The 20,345-nt window shown below is 69.5% G+C and carries 36 protein-coding genes; 22 read left to right on the forward strand and 14 right to left on the reverse strand.

Annotated features, from left to right (window positions below):
* Position 1: 1 nt before the first annotated feature.
* From ASG32_RS09665 to ASG32_RS09685, 5 genes are all read right to left on the reverse strand, one after another.
* Positions 2 to 439: a hypothetical protein gene (locus ASG32_RS09665; protein WP_056525125.1), complete on the reverse strand. Its 438-nt coding sequence runs from the start codon at positions 437 to 439 to the stop codon at positions 2 to 4.
* A 346-nt stretch (positions 440 to 785) separates the two neighbouring features.
* Positions 786 to 968: a hypothetical protein gene (locus tag ASG32_RS09670; RefSeq protein ID WP_056525128.1), complete on the reverse strand. Its 183-nt coding sequence runs from the start codon at positions 966 to 968 to the stop codon at positions 786 to 788.
* Position 969: 1 nt separating this feature from the next.
* Positions 970 to 1,338: a hypothetical protein gene (locus tag ASG32_RS09675; protein WP_056525131.1), complete on the reverse strand. Its 369-nt coding sequence runs from the start codon at positions 1,336 to 1,338 to the stop codon at positions 970 to 972.
* Positions 1,338 to 1,604, reverse strand: a complete 267-nt coding sequence (locus tag ASG32_RS09680) for a hypothetical protein (protein WP_056525134.1) — start codon at positions 1,602 to 1,604, stop codon at positions 1,338 to 1,340. The genes ASG32_RS09675 and ASG32_RS09680 overlap by 1 nt, the downstream gene beginning before the upstream one ends.
* Positions 1,604 to 1,882, reverse strand: coding sequence for a hypothetical protein (locus ASG32_RS09685; protein ID WP_056525139.1), 279 nt, complete (start codon positions 1,880 to 1,882; stop codon positions 1,604 to 1,606). The genes ASG32_RS09680 and ASG32_RS09685 overlap by 1 nt, the downstream gene beginning before the upstream one ends.
* Positions 1,883 to 1,931: 49 nt before the next feature.
* On the opposite strand from ASG32_RS09685, the gene ASG32_RS33780 reads away from it, so the two are divergent.
* The gene (locus ASG32_RS33780) at positions 1,932 to 2,345 is read left to right on the forward strand and encodes a hypothetical protein (RefSeq protein ID WP_157861936.1); all 414 of its coding nucleotides are present in this window, start codon (positions 1,932 to 1,934) and stop codon (positions 2,343 to 2,345) included.
* Between the two features lie 58 nt (positions 2,346 to 2,403).
* On the opposite strand, the gene ASG32_RS09690 is transcribed toward ASG32_RS33780, so the two are convergent.
* Complete coding sequence (locus ASG32_RS09690) at positions 2,404 to 2,640, reverse strand: helix-turn-helix transcriptional regulator (RefSeq protein WP_056526109.1); 237 nt, start codon at positions 2,638 to 2,640, stop codon at positions 2,404 to 2,406.
* Between the two features lie 95 nt (positions 2,641 to 2,735).
* On the opposite strand from ASG32_RS09690, the gene ASG32_RS09695 reads away from it, so the two are divergent.
* The 21 genes from ASG32_RS09695 (at position 2,736) to ASG32_RS09785 (ending at position 14,440) form a co-directional block, all read left to right on the forward strand.
* Positions 2,736 to 3,443, forward strand: a complete 708-nt coding sequence (locus ASG32_RS09695) for a S24 family peptidase (protein WP_082557820.1) — start codon at positions 2,736 to 2,738, stop codon at positions 3,441 to 3,443.
* Positions 3,444 to 3,447: 4 nt separating this feature from the next.
* On the forward strand, positions 3,448 to 3,894 hold the full coding sequence (locus ASG32_RS09700; protein ID WP_056525145.1) for a hypothetical protein: 447 nt from the start codon (positions 3,448 to 3,450) through the stop codon (positions 3,892 to 3,894).
* Between the two features lie 187 nt (positions 3,895 to 4,081).
* Entirely contained in the window at positions 4,082 to 4,255 is a 174-nt protein-coding gene (locus tag ASG32_RS33785) for a hypothetical protein (protein WP_157861937.1), read from the forward strand.
* Between the two features lies 1 nt (position 4,256).
* The gene (locus ASG32_RS09705; protein WP_056525148.1) at positions 4,257 to 4,631 is read left to right on the forward strand and encodes a helix-turn-helix transcriptional regulator; all 375 of its coding nucleotides are present in this window, start codon (positions 4,257 to 4,259) and stop codon (positions 4,629 to 4,631) included.
* Positions 4,632 to 4,633: 2 nt separating this feature from the next.
* On the forward strand, positions 4,634 to 4,852 hold the full coding sequence (locus tag ASG32_RS09710; protein WP_056525151.1) for a hypothetical protein: 219 nt from the start codon (positions 4,634 to 4,636) through the stop codon (positions 4,850 to 4,852).
* Positions 4,849 to 5,067: a hypothetical protein gene (locus ASG32_RS09715; protein ID WP_056525154.1), complete on the forward strand. Its 219-nt coding sequence runs from the start codon at positions 4,849 to 4,851 to the stop codon at positions 5,065 to 5,067. Before ASG32_RS09710 ends, ASG32_RS09715 begins: the two co-directional genes overlap by 4 nt.
* Entirely contained in the window at positions 5,064 to 5,453 is a 390-nt protein-coding gene (locus ASG32_RS09720; protein WP_056525157.1) for a hypothetical protein, read from the forward strand. Before ASG32_RS09715 ends, ASG32_RS09720 begins: the two co-directional genes overlap by 4 nt.
* 5 nt (positions 5,454 to 5,458) lie before the next feature.
* Positions 5,459 to 5,716, forward strand: coding sequence for a hypothetical protein (locus ASG32_RS09725; RefSeq protein ID WP_056525159.1), 258 nt, complete (start codon positions 5,459 to 5,461; stop codon positions 5,714 to 5,716).
* A 10-nt stretch (positions 5,717 to 5,726) separates the two neighbouring features.
* Positions 5,727 to 6,302 carry an HNH endonuclease signature motif containing protein gene (locus ASG32_RS09730; RefSeq protein ID WP_056525163.1) on the forward strand — a complete coding sequence of 192 codons (576 nt, stop codon included), beginning with the start codon at positions 5,727 to 5,729 and terminating at the stop codon, positions 6,300 to 6,302.
* Complete coding sequence (locus ASG32_RS09735) at positions 6,295 to 6,969, forward strand: YqaJ viral recombinase family protein (protein ID WP_056525167.1); 675 nt, start codon at positions 6,295 to 6,297, stop codon at positions 6,967 to 6,969. The genes ASG32_RS09730 and ASG32_RS09735 overlap by 8 nt, the downstream gene beginning before the upstream one ends.
* Positions 6,966 to 7,646: a hypothetical protein gene (locus tag ASG32_RS09740; RefSeq protein ID WP_056525170.1), complete on the forward strand. Its 681-nt coding sequence runs from the start codon at positions 6,966 to 6,968 to the stop codon at positions 7,644 to 7,646. Before ASG32_RS09735 ends, ASG32_RS09740 begins: the two co-directional genes overlap by 4 nt.
* Positions 7,646 to 7,774, forward strand: a complete 129-nt coding sequence (locus ASG32_RS35585; protein ID WP_280141566.1) for a hypothetical protein — start codon at positions 7,646 to 7,648, stop codon at positions 7,772 to 7,774. Before ASG32_RS09740 ends, ASG32_RS35585 begins: the two co-directional genes overlap by 1 nt.
* Complete coding sequence (locus ASG32_RS09745) at positions 7,774 to 9,033, forward strand: phosphoadenosine phosphosulfate reductase family protein (protein WP_056525173.1); 1,260 nt, start codon at positions 7,774 to 7,776, stop codon at positions 9,031 to 9,033. Before ASG32_RS35585 ends, ASG32_RS09745 begins: the two co-directional genes overlap by 1 nt.
* Positions 9,030 to 11,225 (forward strand): DNA cytosine methyltransferase, encoded by a 2,196-nt coding sequence (locus ASG32_RS09750; protein ID WP_056525176.1) that lies wholly within the window; start codon positions 9,030 to 9,032, stop codon positions 11,223 to 11,225. Before ASG32_RS09745 ends, ASG32_RS09750 begins: the two co-directional genes overlap by 4 nt.
* Positions 11,226 to 11,229: 4 nt before the next feature.
* Entirely contained in the window at positions 11,230 to 12,075 is an 846-nt protein-coding gene (locus tag ASG32_RS09755; protein WP_056525180.1) for a hypothetical protein, read from the forward strand.
* A 3-nt stretch (positions 12,076 to 12,078) separates the two neighbouring features.
* Complete coding sequence (locus ASG32_RS09760) at positions 12,079 to 12,354, forward strand: hypothetical protein (RefSeq protein WP_056525183.1); 276 nt, start codon at positions 12,079 to 12,081, stop codon at positions 12,352 to 12,354.
* A gap of 4 nt (positions 12,355 to 12,358) precedes the next feature.
* Positions 12,359 to 12,862 carry a hypothetical protein gene (locus ASG32_RS09765; RefSeq protein ID WP_157861938.1) on the forward strand — a complete coding sequence of 168 codons (504 nt, stop codon included), beginning with the start codon at positions 12,359 to 12,361 and terminating at the stop codon, positions 12,860 to 12,862.
* Positions 12,855 to 13,055, forward strand: coding sequence for a hypothetical protein (locus ASG32_RS09770; protein ID WP_056525189.1), 201 nt, complete (start codon positions 12,855 to 12,857; stop codon positions 13,053 to 13,055). Before ASG32_RS09765 ends, ASG32_RS09770 begins: the two co-directional genes overlap by 8 nt.
* On the forward strand, positions 13,048 to 13,356 hold the full coding sequence (locus tag ASG32_RS09775) for a hypothetical protein (protein ID WP_056525192.1): 309 nt from the start codon (positions 13,048 to 13,050) through the stop codon (positions 13,354 to 13,356). The genes ASG32_RS09770 and ASG32_RS09775 overlap by 8 nt, the downstream gene beginning before the upstream one ends.
* Complete coding sequence (locus tag ASG32_RS09780; RefSeq protein WP_056525195.1) at positions 13,353 to 13,670, forward strand: hypothetical protein; 318 nt, start codon at positions 13,353 to 13,355, stop codon at positions 13,668 to 13,670. Before ASG32_RS09775 ends, ASG32_RS09780 begins: the two co-directional genes overlap by 4 nt.
* On the forward strand, positions 13,667 to 14,440 hold the full coding sequence (locus ASG32_RS09785; protein WP_056525197.1) for a hypothetical protein: 774 nt from the start codon (positions 13,667 to 13,669) through the stop codon (positions 14,438 to 14,440). The genes ASG32_RS09780 and ASG32_RS09785 overlap by 4 nt, the downstream gene beginning before the upstream one ends.
* Positions 14,441 to 14,483: 43 nt before the next feature.
* On the opposite strand, the gene ASG32_RS09790 is transcribed toward ASG32_RS09785, so the two are convergent.
* The 8 genes from ASG32_RS09790 to ASG32_RS09825 form a co-directional block, all read right to left on the reverse strand.
* Entirely contained in the window at positions 14,484 to 15,749 is a 1,266-nt protein-coding gene (locus ASG32_RS09790; protein ID WP_082557821.1) for a site-specific integrase, read from the reverse strand.
* A gap of 312 nt (positions 15,750 to 16,061) precedes the next feature.
* The gene (locus ASG32_RS09795; RefSeq protein WP_056525200.1) at positions 16,062 to 17,816 is read right to left on the reverse strand and encodes a proton-conducting transporter membrane subunit; all 1,755 of its coding nucleotides are present in this window, start codon (positions 17,814 to 17,816) and stop codon (positions 16,062 to 16,064) included.
* Positions 17,813 to 18,232 carry a cation:proton antiporter subunit C gene (locus ASG32_RS09800; protein WP_056525203.1) on the reverse strand — a complete coding sequence of 140 codons (420 nt, stop codon included), beginning with the start codon at positions 18,230 to 18,232 and terminating at the stop codon, positions 17,813 to 17,815. The genes ASG32_RS09795 and ASG32_RS09800 overlap by 4 nt, the downstream gene beginning before the upstream one ends.
* Complete coding sequence (locus ASG32_RS09805) at positions 18,229 to 19,005, reverse strand: MnhB domain-containing protein (protein ID WP_056525207.1); 777 nt, start codon at positions 19,003 to 19,005, stop codon at positions 18,229 to 18,231. The genes ASG32_RS09800 and ASG32_RS09805 overlap by 4 nt, the downstream gene beginning before the upstream one ends.
* Positions 19,002 to 19,253, reverse strand: coding sequence for a DUF4040 domain-containing protein (locus ASG32_RS09810; RefSeq protein WP_056525210.1), 252 nt, complete (start codon positions 19,251 to 19,253; stop codon positions 19,002 to 19,004). Before ASG32_RS09810 ends, ASG32_RS09805 begins: the two co-directional genes overlap by 4 nt.
* Complete coding sequence (locus ASG32_RS09815) at positions 19,250 to 19,534, reverse strand: monovalent cation/H(+) antiporter subunit G (RefSeq protein ID WP_056525213.1); 285 nt, start codon at positions 19,532 to 19,534, stop codon at positions 19,250 to 19,252. The genes ASG32_RS09810 and ASG32_RS09815 overlap by 4 nt, the downstream gene beginning before the upstream one ends.
* The gene (locus ASG32_RS09820; protein ID WP_020093421.1) at positions 19,531 to 19,782 is read right to left on the reverse strand and encodes a monovalent cation/H+ antiporter complex subunit F; all 252 of its coding nucleotides are present in this window, start codon (positions 19,780 to 19,782) and stop codon (positions 19,531 to 19,533) included. The genes ASG32_RS09815 and ASG32_RS09820 overlap by 4 nt, the downstream gene beginning before the upstream one ends.
* Positions 19,779 to 20,282 (reverse strand): hypothetical protein, encoded by a 504-nt coding sequence (locus ASG32_RS09825; protein WP_056525216.1) that lies wholly within the window; start codon positions 20,280 to 20,282, stop codon positions 19,779 to 19,781. The genes ASG32_RS09820 and ASG32_RS09825 overlap by 4 nt, the downstream gene beginning before the upstream one ends.
* Positions 20,283 to 20,345 lie beyond the last annotated feature (63 nt).

A 20,345-nucleotide genomic window follows, 5' to 3' on the forward strand; every position in this document is an offset into this window, starting at 1 on the left:
CTCACTCCTCGTTTGCGGCCCGCCACAGCGGCAGGTCGTTCACTTCCGCCGGATGCGCGGGAGCCTGTTGGCGAGCCGCACGCACCACTCGCGGAGCCGCGCCTTCAGCCGGGCGGTCTGCCGCGCGAAGAAGAGCTTCACCCGCGCGCACAGCAGGGTGCGCAGGGCCAGCGACGGCGGCGGTGACCTGGACGTCATGGGCGAGCCTCCTGAGTTGCCGCTCGCATTCGGCGGCGTGGGCGGCCTCGATCCGCGCCAGGATGTGCGAGGCGATTTCCTTGGGCGGCCGGTACCGGAGCGCCCACAGCTTCCCGAAGGGGATGGCGGCGCGCGTCGCGATCCGGCGCATGGCGTTGGCCGTGTCGCCTGGTCCGCGGATCTCGAGGCGCAACAGCTCGTCGAAGGCGCTACGCGCCCGGATCACGTCAGCGTCTGGCATTTGAGCTTTCCGCAAAAACCTTTTGCACATCAGCAAATCCGTCCGTGGTTACTTGAGACCACGGACGGAGAGGGCCGACATGCAGAGGGAGTTCTTGAGGGTACGCACGACACACGAGCGCGACCGCTGGCTTGGCGGCATGGACGGGCGCGCAGGTAGAGGGACGACCCGGCCGAGGGTCCGAGATTGCGATGGTCTCGGCCGGGTCGCTCGCTGGCGGGAGGCGTGAGCCTGCGACCGCCGCGATGGGGAATGAGGGACGCCTGCCCGCCGTTGTCGAAACGGAGGGGAAGGTGCGGGCAGGCGATCGGCCGGTGAAGCCCGGCGCGATGAGTGAGCCGGACCGTCATGCGACGCTCCCAGCGATGGCGCAGATGATGCCGGCGGTGAGTGCGATCCCGGCCATGCCGAGCGTCGTGCGCTCCACATGCGGCTCGGACGAGCAGGGGCTCGCGGCCAGCACCATGAGCCCGACCGCGTCGAGCCCACAGAGGACAGCGAGGCCGTTCAAGATGATTGACGCGGCCATCTCAGGCTCCCCACCGACGGCGGAGCTTGCGCGCCCGCGTGAGCACCACGCCGAGCGAGGCGGCGTTGCGGTAGCCGAGATGCTGGGCCAGGACGGCGCGCGGCAGATCCGAGTTCTCGGCGATGTCGAGGACCGCGAGCAGCCGCGTCCGCTGCGTCACGCGGGTCTGGCTCAGCCCCTCGCAGTGACGCCGAATGACAGACCGCGAGCGGCCGAAAAACCCCATGATCTCCGACGAGCCCGCGCCATCGGCCGCGAAGGCGCGCATCTGGGCACGCTCGGCGTCGTGGACCGGGCACGAGGTCGCCAGCGATGCGGCGGCTCGGCTGGCGAGGTGCTGCGGTGAGCGGGACGGGGCGAGCCGGCGCATCAGTGACACCGCTCGGCGGCAGGACGCGCATTCGTGTCGGACCGCGCGCGCACGAACGCCATGGCGGCCACCGCCGTGTCGAGGAGGCGCTCCTGCCCCGCGGGCGTGGGCGCCTTCGAGATCGCCTCGCCGAGGACGAGGCCGAGATCCTCCGCGATGCCGACCAGGTCGACCTTGGAGACCCCGTCGACCTCGACCGACATGTGCTCGCGCACGAACTCGGCCAGAAACTCGGTCAGGGCGCAGTGCAGGCAGGGGCGATCCATCAGCGCCGGCCCTCCACATCGGGGAGCAGCCGCGCGTCCTCGGTCCCCTCGTCGGCCGAGCAGAGCGTGCCGGCGACGGCCGAGCCGTCCTCGCGCGTCGCCCGGAAGCGCACGGCGAAGGGCTCACCCCAGCCGCAGGGCCGGCCGAACACCGGCGCCCGCTCGACGGCGATGCCGTGAAAGCCGAGTTCGGTCAGCGTCGCGCGGGCGGCCACCGCGTCGGCCTCGCAGGCCACGAGCGTCAGCGGCAGCAAGGCCACCAGCGCGGGCCGGAGCATCGCTTGGACGCCCGACCCGCGCGGCCTACCATCGGAAGTGCGAAGACCGATGGAGCTGCAAGTGGAAGATGATCTGCGCGCCCGAGTAGAGTGGCTTGAGCTCGAACTGAAGGCCAGAACAGCAGTGCTAGAGCACTTGATGGCCGCTACAGCGCTTGCGGCGCATGAAAACAAGCATCCTGGTTCGGCCGAAGAAAGCCTCGAAACGATTGAGAGGTTGCTTGCCGATCCCCGAACCGGCGAGACCATTGAGCAGCGCGACGCAATCAGGAGTGCGTACCGGCGAATATTCTCGCAGGTTGAAACGCCCCCGTTCTGGAAAGCATCCGGCTGGGCGGACCTGCTGGGCCGCACGTTCTGGCACTTCTGGCGTAAGTTTCGACGCCGCAGGAAGAAGCCGCTGCCACCGGTAGAGCCGACCTCTTCCGAGCGGCCTGCGAACCGCGACGAGTGCGAACCATGAGGCACCGCCGGCGCGCCGGAGCCGCGTGCGTGGCCGCCGCTGTCGCTTCTTCCGCCAATCACGCGGCCGCTCCCTCGACGGGAGGCTGCGCAGCTTCAGCTTCGGCCTGCGCGTCCAGAAAGTCGTTGGGGGTGACGTGGCCTTCGGTCGCTTGAACGATCCGCTTGAGCACGTCCCACTCGGGGCGCCGGTCACCCGACTTGTATCGCCACAACGTCATTCGGCTGACGCCGATCGTCTCGGCGAAGTCGGAGTCCTTGATGCCGCGGTCGGCGAGAAAGTCGGCGAGCCTCATACCGCAGAGCATGTAGCCCTTTTGGATACGCGTCAAGAGGCCTGTAGCCGAAACGGATGCTCGTCACGTAACCAAGGTGGTGACAGGGTGCCCGCATGAAGGGCAAGTTTCCAAATGGCCTAGCGGAAGCGATGGCGGAGGCAGGCGTCGGGCCGACAGAGCTTGAGCGTCTGACCGGCATCACGAAGCAGGACATCTACAAGCGCGCACACCAGAAGGCGCGACTCACCGCAGAGATGGCGCAAGCGATTGCTCCGCACTTGGGTGTCTCTCCGGCAAAACTTCTCGGCCTGCGCGAGGTCGCGGCCTTCACTGTTCCGCTCGGTGGCCGAATTGGCGCTGGCGGTGCGATCGACACTTCAACTGCGCAGGATCAGCCCGGCGTGCAGTACGAGATCGAGACGGCCGTCGAAGTCCGCGATGCGGCAGTAGCGTACCAAGTGATCGGCGATTCCATGTTGCCGATCTTCGAGCCCGACACGGTCATCATCTGCCGCGCTCATACTCAGGACATCCGACAGCATATCGGTAGGCGTGTCGCTGTCGGCACAGTCGATCATGGGCGCCAGCTCAAGATCGTACACCAGGGGTCCAAGCCCGACCTCTTCGACCTGATCAGCCTCAACCAAGCCTATCCGACCCTGCGCGACGTGAAGGTCGACTGGGTGGCGCGCATTGCTGCGATCATTCCAGCCGATGAATGGAAGATCCTTGAGCGCGAGGCGGAGGTTCAAAATCAGATGCGCGAGCGGCTGAAGAAGCCTTCAGAGCGCCGTTCAAAATCTGCGGCAGAGGAAGCTTAGATCAATGAAGTGGCTCGTCGGCGCCTCAGTCGCGCTCGCCCTGGCCGGATGCCAGACCGCATACCAAAAGACCGGCCTTACGGGCGGCTATGATGAGCTTCGACTGTCCGAGAACACGTATCGCGTCTCGGTCAAAGGCAACGGCTTCACGTCGAAGGAGCGCGCTGGGGACATCGCGCTGCTCCGCGCAGCCGAGCTGACGCTGGAGTCCGGCTATGACCGCTTCGCCGTCGTGGGTGGTGAAGGCGTCAGCAGCCAAGTCTCAGGCTTCGATCCGATCCAGACCAATCGCTACGGCAACACGCTCGTGACCACTGGCGGCGACCCGGTATTCAAACCCGGCGGCAACATCGTCGTCCGCATGCTTCGGCCGAAAGACGCAGGCTATGCAGACGCTCTGGATGCAACGCTAATCGCGACACAGCTCCGCTCGAAGATCGCGCCCAGCTAAACCACGATTATATCTAGACCAGACGCGATACCTGCCCCGCCCTGTGCGGGGTTTTTTTATGCCCGCGATCGGCGGGGCTCGGTAACCGCCTGCGCGCCGTAGCCTTTTCCACATCCATCCACACCGGTCCACAGCCGTGCGGCAGTCGGCGTGCGGCTCTGCTGTAGCCATTTTGGATATTTTGCGCTTGACGCGTATCCGTATCGGCTACATGATCACTCCATCGCCGCTCACCGAGCCGATGGAGCCGCAGATGCTCGATGCCCCCGCAGATCTCGTCCTGACCCTGATCGCCGTCAGCGCGGTCCTCCTCGCTTTCGGCGTGCCGGCTGTCGGCATGTCCCTCGGCTGGGGGCGCTGACATGGCCGGCCAACCCGCCACCGACGTCGACGTCCGCATCGGCGAGCGCATCAGCGCCGCCAGGATCCGCGCTCGCCTCACCCAGCGCACGGTTGCCGCCGAGATCGGCGTCTCAGCCGCCCAGCTCCAGAAGTACGAGAAGGGCACGAACCGCATCAGCGCGATCGCGCTGAGCATCATCGCTCGGCTCACCGGCGCGCCCATCGCGTCCTTCTTCGACGTGCCCGAAGCGCCCGCGCCGCTGACAGCTCCGCAGACCGTCGACAGGGCTCGCGAGCACCTCCTGAAGGCCGCCGACCTCTACTTTGAGGCGCGGCTGGAGGCTGGGGAACTGACCAGCCCGCGCGCGATCGCCTTCATCGCCGAGGCCGCCTGACAATGGCGCGCCTCGACCTCCCCGCCGGCTACGCGATCCGCGGCTCCTCCGCCGGCTACGCCCTGCGCGGCCCCTACGGCCCCCTCGGCGACGACTTCGACTGCTGGGCCGAGGCCTGTTTCGCCGCCCAGGACCACGCCGATTCCCTTGCCCTGGAGGCCGCCGACGAGCTGGCCGCCATCGCGGATTTCGAAGCCGACCAGTTCCGCGAGGCAGCATGAACGTGGATCGAGAGGCGGCCGTCGCCGTCGTGACCGAACACCACGGCCACGCCGCCACCGACGACCACGTGCTGGCCCGCGTCTTCCGCCGCTTCGGCTGGGAGATGCTCACCGAGGACGCCCTGGCGATGCTCGCCCGGGAATACGAGGCCAACGCCGCCACCCGCGAGCGGATGGACGCCGAGAACCGCGCGATCGCGGCGAGGCGCCCGTGATCCTCACCCCCTTCGATCCCGCGACGCTCGCCCTGATCGGCGTCGTCATCGCCAAGCCCATCCAGGAGGCGCTCGTGCCCGCCGTCGCCCGCGTGATCCCGACCGAGCCGGAGGATCTCCGTCTCACATCCGCTCAGGCAGTCGCTCTGCTGCCGCCGGACGAGACCATCCACGTGCAGGTCGGCCAGAGCCGAAGCCGCTGGCGCCGCGGCAACGTCATTTTGGCCATCCGCGGTGGCAGCGACCGGCGCATCGCGCTCGCGTCCCGCTCCGCTGGGTTCGGCCTGTCCTTCACCCGGGACACCGGGGAATCCGTCCTCGTCCAGACCGACGACGCGAAGGTCCGCGGCTGGCTGGAGCGCCAGGCCAAGCGGGCAGGGGAGTGACGGCGATGGCGCTGCACCTCGAACCCTACTGGCTCGTCCACGGCGCCGGGCCGACGCACTACCGGCACGAGACGAAGCTCAGCGCGATCCGCGAGGCCGAGCGCCTCGCCCGCGAGAACCCAGGGCAGGCCTTCGTCGTGCTGGAGACTGTCGAGGCCATCCGCCTCGTCGAGTTCGAGCGCCACTCCTTCGGCCTGGAGCCGGATCCCGAGGCGATGCCGCGCAGCCGCGTGAGCCGCCTCGGCGACGACATCCCCTTCTGAGGAGCGCCCTATGGCCTTGCTCGCCCCCGACGCCCCCGCGCGCCCGTCCACGGTGCGCATCCACGCCGACCTCTACCAGGGCACGGCCCGCGCATCTGTGACGCGTGAGCGGGTGCTGGAGATGCTGCGCTTCGAGCCGGAGACGGGCCGGTTCTTCTGGCGCTCGACCCCACGCTGTCACTCGGAGCTGAACGGGCGAGAGGCCGGGTGTGCCCAGCACTGCGGTGGTGGGAAGTATTACTGGCACATCAAGATTGACGGTCGCAAATACAAGCGGTCGCATCTCGTTTTCCTGATGTGTCACGGGCGCTTTCCATCACCGTGCGCAGACCATCGCGATGGAGACTCGCTGAACGACCGTCCGGAAAACATCAGGGAAGTTACCGTCCAGCAGAACGCCATGAACCATCGGAAGCGGGCGAAACGCTCGCAAATGCCGATGGGTGTGAAGGCGCTCGGGAGCCGCTTTCAGGCCCGGATCTCCCACAACAAGCGCCAGATCTGCATCGGATCATTTGCGACCGCCGAAGAGGCGAGCGCGGCATACCTCATCAAGCGCAAGGAGCTGTTCGGTGATTATGCATGACATTGATCATGGCAGCGAAGCTTGGATCAAGGCTCGCTGTGGCTTGCTGACCGCGAGCGAGATGAAGCTGATCATCACGCCGGACACGCTCAAAGCTGCGAGCAACGACAAAGAACGCTCGCACTTCTACGAACTGCTCGCCCAGCGCATCACTGGCGAAGTCGAGCCGAGTTACGTCAGTGACGACATGCTGCGGGGGCAAGAAGACGAGTTCGAAGCCCTCTCGCTGTACGCCAAGCACTATGCGCCAACGGAGCACATCGGTTTCATCACGAATGACAAATGGGGCTTCACGCTCGGGTATTCGCCTGATGCGCTCGTAGCCTCGGATGGCTTGGTAGAGTGCAAGTCACGGCGTCAAAAATATCAGGTTGAGACGTTCTTGGTGCATGTCGCCGAGGGCACGATACCCAAGGAATACGCGATCCAGATCCAGACCGGTCTTCTCGTTTCAGAGCGAAATTGGTGCGATCTGGTCTCGTATTCCGGCGGCCTGCCCTTGGCCGTGATGCGCGTCGCAGCGGACCCGCAGATCCAAGACAAGATCCTCGCTGCTGCCTCCAGCTTCGAAGCGCGCCTCCGCGAGGCAATGGACCGCTACCGCGCCGTCGTCGCGTCCGCCGGAGCCATCCCGACCAAGCGCATTCCCAGGGAGATCATGGCGTGATCGACATCTCGCAGACGGTCGCGCCCAAGAGCGACCAGCTCAACGCCGACGACCTGATCGGCGGCCCGCGCACCATCACGGTCACGCGCGTGTCGAAGATGAAGGAGCCGGATCAGCCGATCGCGATCTACTTCGAGGGCGACGGCGGCAAGCCGTACAAGCCCGGCAAGTCGATGCGCCGCGTGCTCCTGCGGATTTGGGGCCAGGACGGCGCCACATACGCCGGTCGGCGGATGACGCTCTACCGGGACGACACCGTGCAGTTCGGCGGCGCGGCCGTCGGCGGTATCCGGATCAGCCACATGTCGGGGATCTCCTCGGCGGTGACGATGGCGCTGACGGTCACCCGGGCGAGCCGCAAGCCATTCACGGTCAAGCCGCTGGCCGAGGAGCGCAGGCCGGCGCCGGAGCAGCAGCGGCTCGCTCCGCCGACCGGCGAGGACGGGTCGGAGAACCAGCGCCAGCCGTCCTCGCGCGACCGCCTGTACGCCGCCGCCCGGGCCGCGGCCGCGAAGGGCAGCGACGCGCTACGCGCCTTCCGCGCGGACCTCGACCCGCGGGCCGATCGCGCCCTCGACGACATCGCCGACGAGCTGGAGCGGATCGCAGCCGGTGCGGACGTCGCCGACGACGATGGCTTCCCCGGCTTCGCGCCGGCAGACGAGCAGGCCGCCTGATGAGCTGGATCAGCTTCATCATCGGGCTGGCCGTGGGTCTCGCCTTGGCCGGCGCTGCCTGGGGGCTCGCGTCCTCCTACCGCGCCCTCAAGGCCGAGGACGCCGCGCGAGGGGAGGGCGACCGCTGATGGGCGCCCCGATCCTCCGCGGCTCGCCGCAGCACGACCTATTCGCGCTCACGGCCGAGCGCCTGGTCTACGACGACGCTGTCGAGATGACCCTCGCCTCGCTCCAGGCCTACGGACCGCAGCACGAGCACTGGGCCATGGCGTGGTCGGGCGGGAAGGACTCGACCGCAACGCTGACCCTGATCGTCCACCTGATCGAGGCAGGCCGGCTCGCGCCGCCGAAGACGCTGACCGTCTACTACGCCGACACTCGCCAAGAGCTGACGCCGCTCGCGATCGCCGCGGCCGACGTCATGGCGCGTCTCGCTGGCTTCCCGTGGATCCGACTGCGCGTCGTCACCGCGCCGCTCGACCGCCGATTCCTCGTCTACATCCTCGGCCGGGGCGTCCCGCCGCCGAACAACAACACGCTCCGCTGGTGCACCCGGCAGATCAAGATCGACCCGATGGCGGCCGCGATCGAGGCCGACCTCGCCGGCCTGCCCGCGACCGACACGGTGCTGACGATCACCGGCGTCCGCCAGGGCGAGAGCGCGATCCGCGACAAGCGGATCGAGATGAGCTGCTCGAAGGACGGCGCCGAGTGCGGGCAAGGCTGGTATCAGCAGGTCCTGCCCGACATGAAGGGCGTGCGCGGCCGGCTCGCGACCCTCGCGCCGATCCTGCACTGGCGGGTCTGCAACGTCTGGGACTGGCTGCGGGTCTACGCGCCGATGCGCGCCTATGGCGGCTGGGCGACGGCGATGCTGGCCGACGCCTACGGTGGCGACGAGGCCGAGGAGGCGAACGCGCGCACCGGCTGCGTCGGCTGCCCGCTGGCTGCCCGGGACAAGGCCCTCGAGGCCGTCGTCGCGCTGCCGGCCTGGTCGTACCTCGCGCCGCTGCTCGGCCTGCGGCCGATCTACCGGGAGCTGCGGCTCGCCCGGAACCGGCTGCGCCAGCCCGGCGGCGAGACCCGCAAGGACGGAACGCTGGTGCCGAACCAGCAGCGCATGGGCCCGATCACCCTGCCGGCGCGCCTGGACGCGCTCGACCGGATCCTTGCCATCCAGGCCGCCTGCAACGCCGAGGCTGACCGGCTCGGCCGTCCGCACGTCGACCTGCTCAACGCCGAGGAGGAGGCGCGCATCCGCGAGCTGATCGCCGCCGGCACCTGGCCGCAGCGGTGGACCGGCGACGAGCCGACCGCCGACGTGCCGCTTGATGCGGTCTTCTCGGACGGGTCCGTGCAACCCCTTCTCATCGGAGCTGAGCTGTGAACGCGCCCCTCGTCATCGACAGCTTCGCAGGCGGCGGCGGCGCCTCCGAGGGCATCCGGGCCGCGATCGGTCGGGACCCGGACTATGCGCTGAACCACGACGGCTTGGCGCTGGCCATGCACCGGCTCAACCACCCGGCCACGAAGCACATCGAGGAGGATGTGTGGAACGTCGATGCGGTGGGCCTGTGCGCCGGCCGGGACGTCGGGCTCCTCTGGATGAGCCCGGACTGCAAGCACTTCAGCAAGGCGGCGGGCGGGAAGCCCCGCGAGAAGGCGATCCGCGGTCTGGCCTGGGTCGGCGTGCGCTGGATCAAGAGCCTGCCGAAGCGCCAGCGCCCGCGCGTCGTGTTCCTGGAGAACGTCGAGGAGTTTCAGGATTGGGGGCCGCTGCTAGAGGACGGCCGGCCGTGCCCGGTCCAGCGCGGCGCCACGTTCAAGCAATTTGTCGCCGCCCTGGAGGCCATGGGCTACGTCGTCGAGTGGCGCGAGCTGCGCGCCTGCGACTATGGCGCGCCGACGATCCGGAAGCGGCTGTTCCTGATCGCGCGCCGCGACGGCAAGCCGATCGTCTGGCCGGAGCCGACCCACGGCGCGCCGGACAGCGAGGGTGTGCGGGCCGGGCGGCTCCTGCCCTGGCGGACCGCCGCCGAGATCATCGACTGGTCGCTGCCGTGCCCGTCGATCTTCGAGACCTCGGCGGAGATCAAGGCGAAGCACGGGATCCGCGCGAACCGGCCACTCGCCGACGCCACCATGGCCCGGATCGCCAAGGGGACGATGCGCTACGTCGTGAACGCGGCGAAGCCGTTCCTGGTGCGGGTGAACCACGGGGACAGCCGCGGCAGGCGGGACCGCGGGCTCGATGAGCCGATGCCGACGGCGACGCACTTCGGCGGCGACGCGCTGGTGCAGCCCTTCGTCACCTACGGCCAGCAGGGCGGCGGCAACCGGGACGCTGGCGACCCGCTGCACACGATCTGCGCCAGCCCGAAGGACCAGAACGCGATCGTCGCGCCCTTCGTGACCAAGTTCAACCGCGGGGCGACCGGCCACGAGATCGATTGCCCGCTGGCCACCGTGACCTCGCACGCCAGCGAGACGCACGGCGGCGGGGCGGCGCCGCTCGGCATCGTGGCGCCCGTCATCGTCAACGTCGCCAACGGCCAGACCACCGGCCGCGCGCCGAACGTCTGGCCGGCCGAGGATCCGCTTCGGACGGTGACGCAGGCCGGGACGCGCGCTGTCGTGGCGCCCTTCCTCGCCCCGCGCCTGCAGGAGAAGCCGGGCGACGAGCCCCGCACCCGCGCGATCGATCTGCCGGCGGCGACCATCACCGCCAGCGACGTGCTGCCCGGCCACCTGGTCGGCGCTTGCCTCGTCCCGCGCTACGGCGAGCGGCCCGGGCAGGACCCACGCGCCCGGTCCGTCGAGGAGCCCGCGCCCGTCATCGTGCCGACCGGCAACGAGGGCAGCCTCGCCGCGGTCCACCTCGCCCGCGATTTCGGCATGTCGGTCGGGGCCGGCGTCGACGAGCCGGCGCCGACTGTCATGCCGCACGGCCAGGGCAAGACGAAGGTCGTTGCCGCCTTCCTGGCGCAACACAACACGGCCCGGGACGGCGCGGTGAACCCCGGGACGGACGCCCGCGCGCCGGTCTCCACCATCACGGCCGCGGGCGGGCACCAGAACGTCGTCGCCGCGCACCTGCTCAACCTGCGCGGCTCGGACCGCCGGGACGCCCCGGTCGACCGGCCCGCGCCGACGGCCACCGGCGGCGGCAACCACGCGGCCGCGGTCTACGCCTTCCTGGCGAAGTACTATGGCGAGGGGCTGCCCTCGCAGTCCGCGGACGAGCCGCTGCACACGCTCACCGCCAAGCCCCGGCACGGCGTGGTCACGGTCACGATCCAGGGCCAGCCCTACGCGATCGTCGACATCGGCATGCGGATGCTGACCCCGCGCGAGCGCTTCAACGCGCAGGGCTTCCGCCCGGACTACGTGATCGACCGCGGCGAGCTGGAGGACGGCTCGCTCGTGCCGCTCACCCTCGAGCAGCAGGGCCGCATGTGCGGGAACAGCGTCTGCCCGCAGATGGCGGAGGCGCTCGTCGCTGCGAACTACCGCGAGGCTGATGCCCGCGTGCGCCCGGCCGCCCAGGCCGTCCCGATGCCCCTCTTTGCCGCGGAGTAGCAGCATGGCCGAGTCCAGCACCATCACGCGCGAGCCGGAGATCTCGGCGCGCGACGTCGCCGCGATCCCGCCCGACGATTATCCGGCGGTCCAGCAGGCCCTTAAGCGGGCGGCCGCGACCGACGACCAGGTCGCGAAGAACTACGCGCTGAAGCGGGCGGCCGAGAGCATCGGTTTGCTCTCCGACCACCAGCCCTTCCCGGTCGAGCCGTTCTCGGATGGCGCCTATCCCGCGGTGTTTCTGCTGATCCGTGAGAGCCTGGAGGCGGGCGCGCCCGGCGTCGCCTCCGGGATCAAGGATGCGATGGCCCGGAGCGCCGCGCTGAAGGTGGTTGCCAGGAAGCTTGCGCCGGCCGCCTACGGGGACAAGCGCCAGCCCCACTACACCCACGCCATGGCCGGTGTGGAGGGCATGTGCGCAACCCTGCACCTCCGCGACGGCTCGCTGGAGCTCGTCTTCAAGGACGAGGAGTTGGACCTCATCAACGAAGAGGGCCGCGACCTCTACGTGGCGCGCATCGCGGCGTCCGAGGTGGTCCACCTTCGGCAGTGGCTGATCGACTTCCTGCCGGCGTCCGAGGCCGAGATCAGCGCGGGGCATGGCGTAGCGCCGCCCGTGAGCGTCACCGTTCCCGCGCCCGGCACCGAGGAACGGCTCTTCTGGCTGGAGGCGGCCGAGCAGCACGGCTTCGAGGCGACCGACGGCGAGGAGGAGCTGCCCGCCTTTGACCCGCCCGCCTACCTCGCCACCGAGGACGAGGTGCTGAAGCTCATGGCCGCGGCCCGTGAGCAGGGCCGCAAGGATGTCCTAGCGTCCCTCGCCCCCGCGACCGAAACGTCGGGAGCCTGAGAGATGGCGAGCGAAAATCTCAGCCGACAGGTCGCTGACCAGTGCCGCGTGGTGGCGCATCTCGCGACCGCCATTGCCAAGGTGCATTCCGACTACGCCGCCCTGATCGAAGCCGGCGCCATGTCGGATCTCCACGAGCGCATCGGCCGGCGCACGGCGTCGCTGATGGAACGCCTCGGCGACGCCCTCAACGGCATGGACGCGACCTCTGCGGATGACGACTGGACCTATCCGGTCTTCCGCGAGGCGCAGCGTCTCTTTCCTACCTCGGAGGCCTGAAGCCATGGCCGAAGCAACCAACCCGATCACCACCGCTTCCTGCCCGCGTGTCGGAGAAGACTGGGTTCTCGTGCCGCGCGTGCTGGATGAGCGCATGCGGAAGACCTTGCACAGCAGCGTGTCGATCCGCTGCTACCTCGACAAGCGCGAAGCCTCCATCCTGAACGATCAGGCTTGGTGGGAAGCTGTCCTTGCGGCTGCCCGCGCGCCCGTCGCCAACAGTCCGGCCGAACTCTCGGCGCTCGCCGAACTGTCGGATGCCGCCACGCCCGGCGCTTGGTACACCGTCGATACGCCCTGGGGCGACGGCACTTGGCTCGTCGCCGGCAACCCCGACCCGCACGCCGGCACGATGGTCTGCGACTGCCAGGACGTGAACGAGAGCCGGCCGGAAGACGGCCCAGATGCGGCCGATGATGCCGCTTTCATTGCGGCCAGCGTGAACTACGTCCGGAAGCTGCTCGCCCTCCGCACCCTTCAGGCTGGCGGGGAGGTGCGCAATGGGTGAGATCGCATCCATGATCCTCGACGGCACGCTGGATAGCGAGACCTTCGAATATCTCGGCGAGCCAGTGGGCTATCCCCGCACTGCCCACGATGAGCAGGCCGAGCGCCGCGTCAAGCGCACGAAGGAACGCCGCGAGCGCCGGAAACGGTCGAAGGCTCGTGCTGCCCGCAAGGATGGAGGCTCCAATGCCTAATCTGATCGCAGCAGATCGCACCCCGAGTTTCACGACGGCGCTGGCGCCTCTGGACGATGAGAGCCGTCCGCTCACAGACAGCGCCCTGCCGTCCAGCATGATCTGGGCAGGCGGGGAGGCATACGACGAACTGCGGCGCAGGTGCGCACTGCCGGCCGAAGATCCAGATGCCTTGGATCTGGATAGCTGCGCTCTCGCGGTCGGCATCTACCGGGCTATGATGAAGGCTTTGGTCGAGGATGTACCCAGGGTCTTTCTCACCCCCTCCGACGCTCCGTCCACCACGGGGGCGGATCGATGAGCGTACTTTCCGCTGTCCTCATTCTCATCGACACGCTCACCGACGAAGAGCGCCTGACGGTGCTCCGTCGCCTGCGACCCGAGGGCCATGTCATTGCAATCCGAGGTGACGTGTCAAGCCGCGTCGCCGAGGTGATCCGGCCCGGTCGCGAGTACGGCATCGACGAGATCGCCGTCGCCGTGCGGGCCGACGCTCCAGAGACCACCTACAAGCAGATCTACAACGCCCTGGCCTATCTCGTCCGCCATGGCGGCGTGCGCCGAGTCCGGTACGGCGTCTATCGCTCCTCCGAAGCTCTGGAGGCGGCGGAATGACGTCCCCCGCCCCCGATACCGGCCGGACGGCCGAGGACGAGATGGAGGCCGAGATCGGCTTTGCCTTCGCTCGCTACCTGAGTGCAAGCGATCTCGACGTGTCTTTGCGCAGGCGCGTCAAGGCGGCCGTCGAGCCGATCCTTGAAGACCTCATAGCTGCACGGAAGGAGCGGGATGAGGCACTTGTTCGATCCACTGAGGACGAGATCGCCTCAAGCTGGGATCAGGCCATTTCGGACCTGACCAAGGGCATGCTCGCGAAGTCCGAAGCCAACCTCATCACCCTCGCCAAGATGTACGGCGAGGCGTGCCGGGAGCTAGCGAAGGCTCGCTTGGATGCTCACCAGCAGCGCTTGGTCGTGGACGCCTGCCAGCAGGTCGCCGGCAAGGCCCTCGGCTACCCGTGGTTCAAGGACGACCAGAAGAACTTCCCCGGCAGCACCGAGGAGCACGGCGTCTGCATCGGCGAGCACGTCGAAGAGACCATCGTCGAGGAGCTGGCCAAGGCATACGCCCACCTCCGCGCCGAGAACGCCAACCTCCGGGATAGGGTGAGGGAAGCGGAGAAGGCCCTCAAGCCGTTCGCGGACGTCTGCGACGCTGACCACATGCGGTACGTCAAGGACGAGCAGGTTCTTGAGCTTTCGACCCGTGCCGAGGTGCCGGTCAGCGAGAAGCTGCGGGGCCGGGATTTCAGAGCCGCCCGCTTCGCTCTCGTCGCCAAGGCCGCTCCTCTCCCCGACAGTGACACAGGAGGATTCCGTGATTGACCCCGCGCGCAGTGTCGTGCCGTTCCAGGCGGCCGCTCGCGAGTTAGGCCTGCACCCGGCGACGCTTCGTCGGATGTGCAAGACCGGTCGCGGTCCTACGCTTCTTCGGCTTAGCGAGCGGCGGCTCGGGATCCGTCGCGGCGACCTGGAGGACTGGATTAAGACTCGTCACGAAGCCCCCGAGCGCGTCTAGGGCCTCGCGCTTCTCCGTGGCGTAGACCGCCCGGTTGTAGATGCCGGCCACGCCCGCCTTGTGGCCGGAGATGTGGTTGAGCACCGCCTCGACGACGTGCGGGAGCACCTTGAGCCGGTCGGTCATGAGCGTCGCGGCCGTGCGTCGGAGATCGTGCAGCCGCCACCCCGTGACGCCGGACCGCTTGTCGAGCGCGGCCTTCGCCTTCGAGAAGCCCTGGAACCCGTTCCCACCCTGGCCGAACACGAACGCCTGCCCCTCGATGTCCTGCATAGTCGAGAGGATCTGCAGGGCAGGGGCCGACAGTGGCACGTCGTGGTCGAGGCCGTTCTTCACCCGGGCCCCGGGCAGCGACCAGAGGGCGCCCGCGAGATTGAGCTCCGGCCACATCATCTCGGCGACCTCGTCGCGCCGCTGCCCGGTCAGGAGCAGCAGCCGCACGATCCGTCCGAAGTCGTCGTCCCGGCAGGCCTTCAGCACCCGGGCGATCTCGTCCTCCGAGAGCACCCGCGCGCGCCGCACTTCCGGCGCCGGCTTCGGCACCCCCATGACGGGGTTCAGCTCGGCCTTGCCCGTCCCGACGAGCCACGCGAAGTGCGCCGACAGTGCTGACCGGGCGCGGTTGGCCGCGTGCGGCCCGGTCTCGCGCCGGATCTCGGCGAGCCGGTCCGAGATCTTCTGGCGGTCGACCGTGTGAAGCGGCACTTTGTGCAGTGGCTTCCAGACGGTGCGGAGGTATCGCGTCGCCTCGGCGTGGTAGGCCGGCCGCATGTTCGGCTCCGCCGCCTCAAGGTAGGGATCGACGACGGCGCCGAGGGTGATCGCCGCGCGCGCTTTGGCCTTCGCCTTCTCGGCGTGCGGGTCCTCGCCGAGCTTCGCCCGGGCCAAGCGCTCGCCGGCGGCCCGGCGCGCATCGGCGGCCGTCAGCACCCCAACCTTGCCGAGCGTCTCTCGTTTCGATTGCCCGAGCGCATTCCGGTACTGGACGACCCAGGCCCGCGAGCCGCCCTGGCTCACGCTCACCCCGAACCCAGGCAGGTCGTCGTCGAACACCACGACCTTGTCGCGCCCAGCCGGGACCTGGAGGGCGAGGGCGGTCTGGTTGGTGAGGCGCATGGGGATCCGGTAAGCAGATAGTAAGCGGTAAGCACGCGGCGGGTTAGCAAGTCGGCTCGCACCATGAGAGGGTACACGTACACAAGCCTCTCAGCGCCTTAGGCTTCTGCGGTCCGGTAAGCAGTCCTGTCAACTAATTCCCTGTATACCCCGTGTTTCGTAATGAGGGGGTCGGGGGTTCGAATCCCTCTTGCGGCACCACTTCCCCCGGACGTTTCCCGAAAGCATACACGAGCGAGCCGCTGGCCGACGTCCTGTGCCGGCTCGAGCGGGCGTGAGCCCGTCGGCTGAGGCGCGCGGCGACGGGCTCGCTCAGGCTATGGCCAGCACGGCCGCGATCGCCGCCACGCCCACGGCGAGCCAGGCGGCGTAATCGCCAATCAAGCCGCTATGGAGCATTTCCAGCGCGCGGGTCGGCGCCGATTGCGTCGCGCTGACCGGCCGGACCACGAACGCGGGCAGGTGTCTGCGGAACAGCCCGTAGCCCGCGCCGACCAGGGCGGCGGCGACCGAGGCCCAGGGGAGCCCGCCGGGCCCCTCCGCCAGCGCGTGCACGGTCGACCGATGCATGAAGGCCGACGCCGCCCGCGGGAGGGCGTGCTCGATGAGAGCCGCCGGCAGAGCGATATCGAGCGCGAGGAGAAGGCAGCACGGCGCCAGCATCAGCCAGAGCGGCCGGTTGGCCTTCTCGCGCTCGTCCGCGCTCGGGGCGCCGGCTTCGTCGCCGGGATCGGGCCCGAGCCCGAGGAAGATCCGGCCCGCGGCCCGCAGCACCGCGGCCCCGGTCAGCGCCGCGCCGATGGCACCGGCCGCCGGCGCCACCCCGTGCCCCTGCTGCCAGAGCGCGCCCTGGATGAGGCGCGTGCCCTGGTCGAGCACACCGAGGGGCAGGCCGCAGAGCAGCAGCCCGGCCAGGGCCATGGCGACGCCGGCGGGCCAGATCCCCCGTCCGAGGCCGCGCAGGGCGATCTCGTCGATGCTGGCCTGGGTGGCGAGCAGGATGCCGGCGATCATGAACAGGGCGCCCTTCACCAGCCCGTGCCCGACCACATAGACGAGCATCCCGCCGGTCCCGTCGACCGAGAGGGCGCCGAGGCCGGTGAGCATGATGCCGGCATGCGAAATGGTCGAGAAGGCGAGCAGCCGCTTGAGGTGCCGCTGCAGCAGCGCCATCCAGCCGCCCAGGAGGGCGGTGAAGCTGCCCAGGCCGATGAGGAGCCCCGGCAGGGCGTGCTGGACCTGATCGGAGCCGCCGAACACGACGGCGCTCACCTTCGCGAGGCCGAACAGGCCGAGCGAGACCATCGATCCGGAGAAGATCACCGAGACCGGGCTCGGCGCGACCGCGTGCGCGTCGGCGAGCCAGAACTGGAACGGCACGATCGCGCCTTTGATCATCAGGGCGGCCGCGACGAGGCAGAACGCCCCGGCCACCACCGGATCCCGGCCGCCCCGCGCCACCGCCGCCGCGATGCCCTCGAAGTCGAGCGTGCCGGTCTGGGCGTAGATCAGCCCGATGCCGCCGAGCATCAGGAAGCCCGCGAGGCTGTTCACCACCGTGAAGTTGATGGCGCCCGCCAGCGACGACTCCGCCAGGTGGTAGGCCGTGAGCGCGAAGGCCGCGACGCTCATCACCTCGAACCACACGAACAGGTTGAACATGTCGCGGGTGAAGCAGAACCCGACCATGGCGGCCAGGAACAGCAGCATCAGGATGTGGAAGTGGCCGTGGGTGCGGTCGAAGAAGCCCCAGGCGAACACGAAGGTCAGCGCGTAGAGCAGCCCGATGAAGGCCGCGACCCAGCCGCTGGCCTCGTCCACCGAGAAGCCGATCCCGAGATGGACGCCGTCGCGCGGCTCCCAGCCGCCGAACCAGTAGACCAGCGGCCCGTCGGCGGCGTGTGTGGCGATGACGCCGCAGAGCACCGCGACGGTGAGCGCCGCCAGCGTCGCCAGGATGTCGGGCAGGCGGCCGGGCAGGACGTGCGCGGTCGCCAGCATCGCGGCGCAAACCACGAGCGGGACGGCGACGGGCAGGGGCAGGAGGGCGGCCGGGAAGGCGGTCACGGGGCGTTCCGCTCCGCGTCGCGCACGCGGCCGGATCCCGCATCGCGCCCGGACTTGCCGCCCGCGCGCATGGGCCGGAGCTTCTCCGGGTCCAGGCTGCCGCCGCGCTTGTAGGCCTGGATGGTCAGGACGAGGAGGAGGGCGGTGAGCGTCGCGCCGACCACGATGTCGGTGAGCACCAGCGCCTGCATCACCGGGTCCACGGCGGGCGTCCCCGGCGGATGGTCGTAGAAGATCGGCGCGATGCTGCCCCAGCGATAGCCGAGGCCGAGCAGCAGCACGTAGGTCGCCGATTGGCACACGCCGAGGCAGCCCACGAGGTGGATGAAGTTGCGGCTCGTGGCGATGCCGTAGAGGCCGATCCCGAACAGCCACGCGGCGACCGCGTAGGGCAGGACACTGGTGACCGCACTCACGCGGATTCCTCCCCCGGCTCCTCGGGCGCGTCGGCCTCGCGGGTCTCCTCCATGAATTCTAGGAAGAGCTGCGTGAAACCGCCCGTCACCGCGAGGGCGACGCCGAGGTTCTCGACCAGCATCAGGCCGCCGGAGAACAGGTCGCGGAAGGTGCCGAACGGCAGGATGTTCTGCATGAAGGCGGCGCCGGTGAGCATCGGCACCAGCCCGCACAGCGCGAAGAGCAGCGCGCCGCCCCCCTCCAGGGCGTCGAGCCAGTGGCTGCGGATGGCGTCGCGCCAGCCGGCATAGCCCTCGCCGAGGTAGATCAGCAGGGTTCCGGAGGCGAGGATGACGCCGCCCTGGAAGCCGCCGCCCGGCGTGACGGTCGCGTGCAGCACGACGTAGAGGCCGAACAGCGCGGTGAGCGGGCCGGCGACGCGGCACGCGAGCACGACGGCCTCGGAGCGCGGGATCACGGCCCGGCCGGGCCGGCGCATGGCGCGCTCGGAGTTGCCCTCGCCGCGCCGCCCGCGCAGCAGCACCACCGTCCCGGTGATGGCGGCGAGCAGCATGAACTCCTCGCCGAGGGTGTCGAGGCCGCGCAGGTCGAAGTTGATGGCACTCACCATGTTGGCGACGTGCCGGGCCTCCGGAACGATCGCGTTGATGCGCGCGCCGTACTGGGCGATCGTCGATCCGAAGGGCGGCAAGCCGGCGATCACCGCGGCCGCGCCCGGGAGGAGGACGAGGCCCGCGACGGCCAGGAGGGCGACGCGGGCGCGCGGGCTCACGATTCCTCCTCGGGCGGCTGCGTCCGCACGGCCATCAGGGCCACGAGGAAGAGGAGCGGCACCGCCGCCGAACCGACCGCCAGCTCCGAGAGCGCGACGTCTGGGGCCTGGAGGGCGTCGAATAGGATCGCCAGGATGAGCCCGTTGACCGCGATGGCGAAGACCTGCCGCGCGGGGTCGCGCACGAGGACCACGGCGGTTCCGGAGACCGCGGTGAGCAGGAAGAGCAGCGGCAGGATGACCGTCATGCCGAGCGGCCCTCGCGCATCAGCACGGCCCGGCCGGAGACGTGCGACAGCACCGCCGCCCAGGCGAGGAACACCACCATCATCACCAGGATCTTGAGCGAGCGCCCGGAGACGCCGTCCGCGAGGAAGGCCGCCACCGTCACGAGGATCGCGGCCGCGACGTTCAGGAACGCGGGCGCGTGAATCCGGTCGAGCGCCCGGGGCAGGCGCCAGAGGGCGAGGGCCGCGAGCCACGCGGCCGCCACGGCAAGGGCCAGGACCGAGCCGATCGCGACGCTCATATCCAGCGCTCCAGGAAGACCGCGAGCAGCATCGTGCCGGGCAAGTTGAGCAGGACCAGGGTGAGGGCGAGATCGGTGATCGACGCCTGATCGGTGGCGAAGGCCATCAGCGTCAGGATCAGGACCGTGACGCTGCCGGCGAGCTGGTAGGCGGCGAAACGCTGACCGGGTCTGCCCCGCCACGCGAGCACCGCGGCCACCGCGAGCGGCGGCAGCAGCGCCAGGATGGCGACCGTCCAGACGCTCATCGCGCCTCCTCCAGGCCGTGCGTCACCACGGTTCCGTGCGCGCGGTCGAGGGTGAGCACGTAGCTGTCGGGGGCGAGCGACGCGGCCAGAAGCCCGACCGCCCGCGCGGCCGGCGCCGCCTCGCCCTCCGGCGTGGCCCAGGCGATCTCGGCGGCGCTCCGCTCCCGGGTCGCGCCGCCGCCGGCGCGACCGAGGACCGCGCGCAGGAGGTGCAGCCCGACGCGGGCGCTCTGGCGCGGCATGTCGCGGATGGCGGGGCCGAGCGGGCGGAGCGCCTCACGGTCGAAGCGGAAGCGCAGCCCGCCGCGCCGTCCGACGCCCCACCACCAGAGTGTGCCGAGACTGGCGCAGCCGACGGCGGCCATCCCCTCGTTCAGGCTCACCGAGCCGGCGAAGACCATGTAGGTGAGGGCGAGGACGACCCAGATCGCTGCGCCGTCGCGCCGCGAACGCTTCCCGAGCCCGCCGATCGGTCCTGCCTGCGTCGATCCTGCCCGCATCGATCCTGACCGGCGCGCCCCGCGGAAGCGTGACCATGCGCGTGTCCGACCAAACGTGGCCGC

Origin of the sequence: Methylobacterium sp. Leaf361 (genome assembly GCF_001424445.1) — a bacterium.
GTDB lineage: Bacteria > Pseudomonadota > Alphaproteobacteria > Rhizobiales > Beijerinckiaceae > Methylobacterium.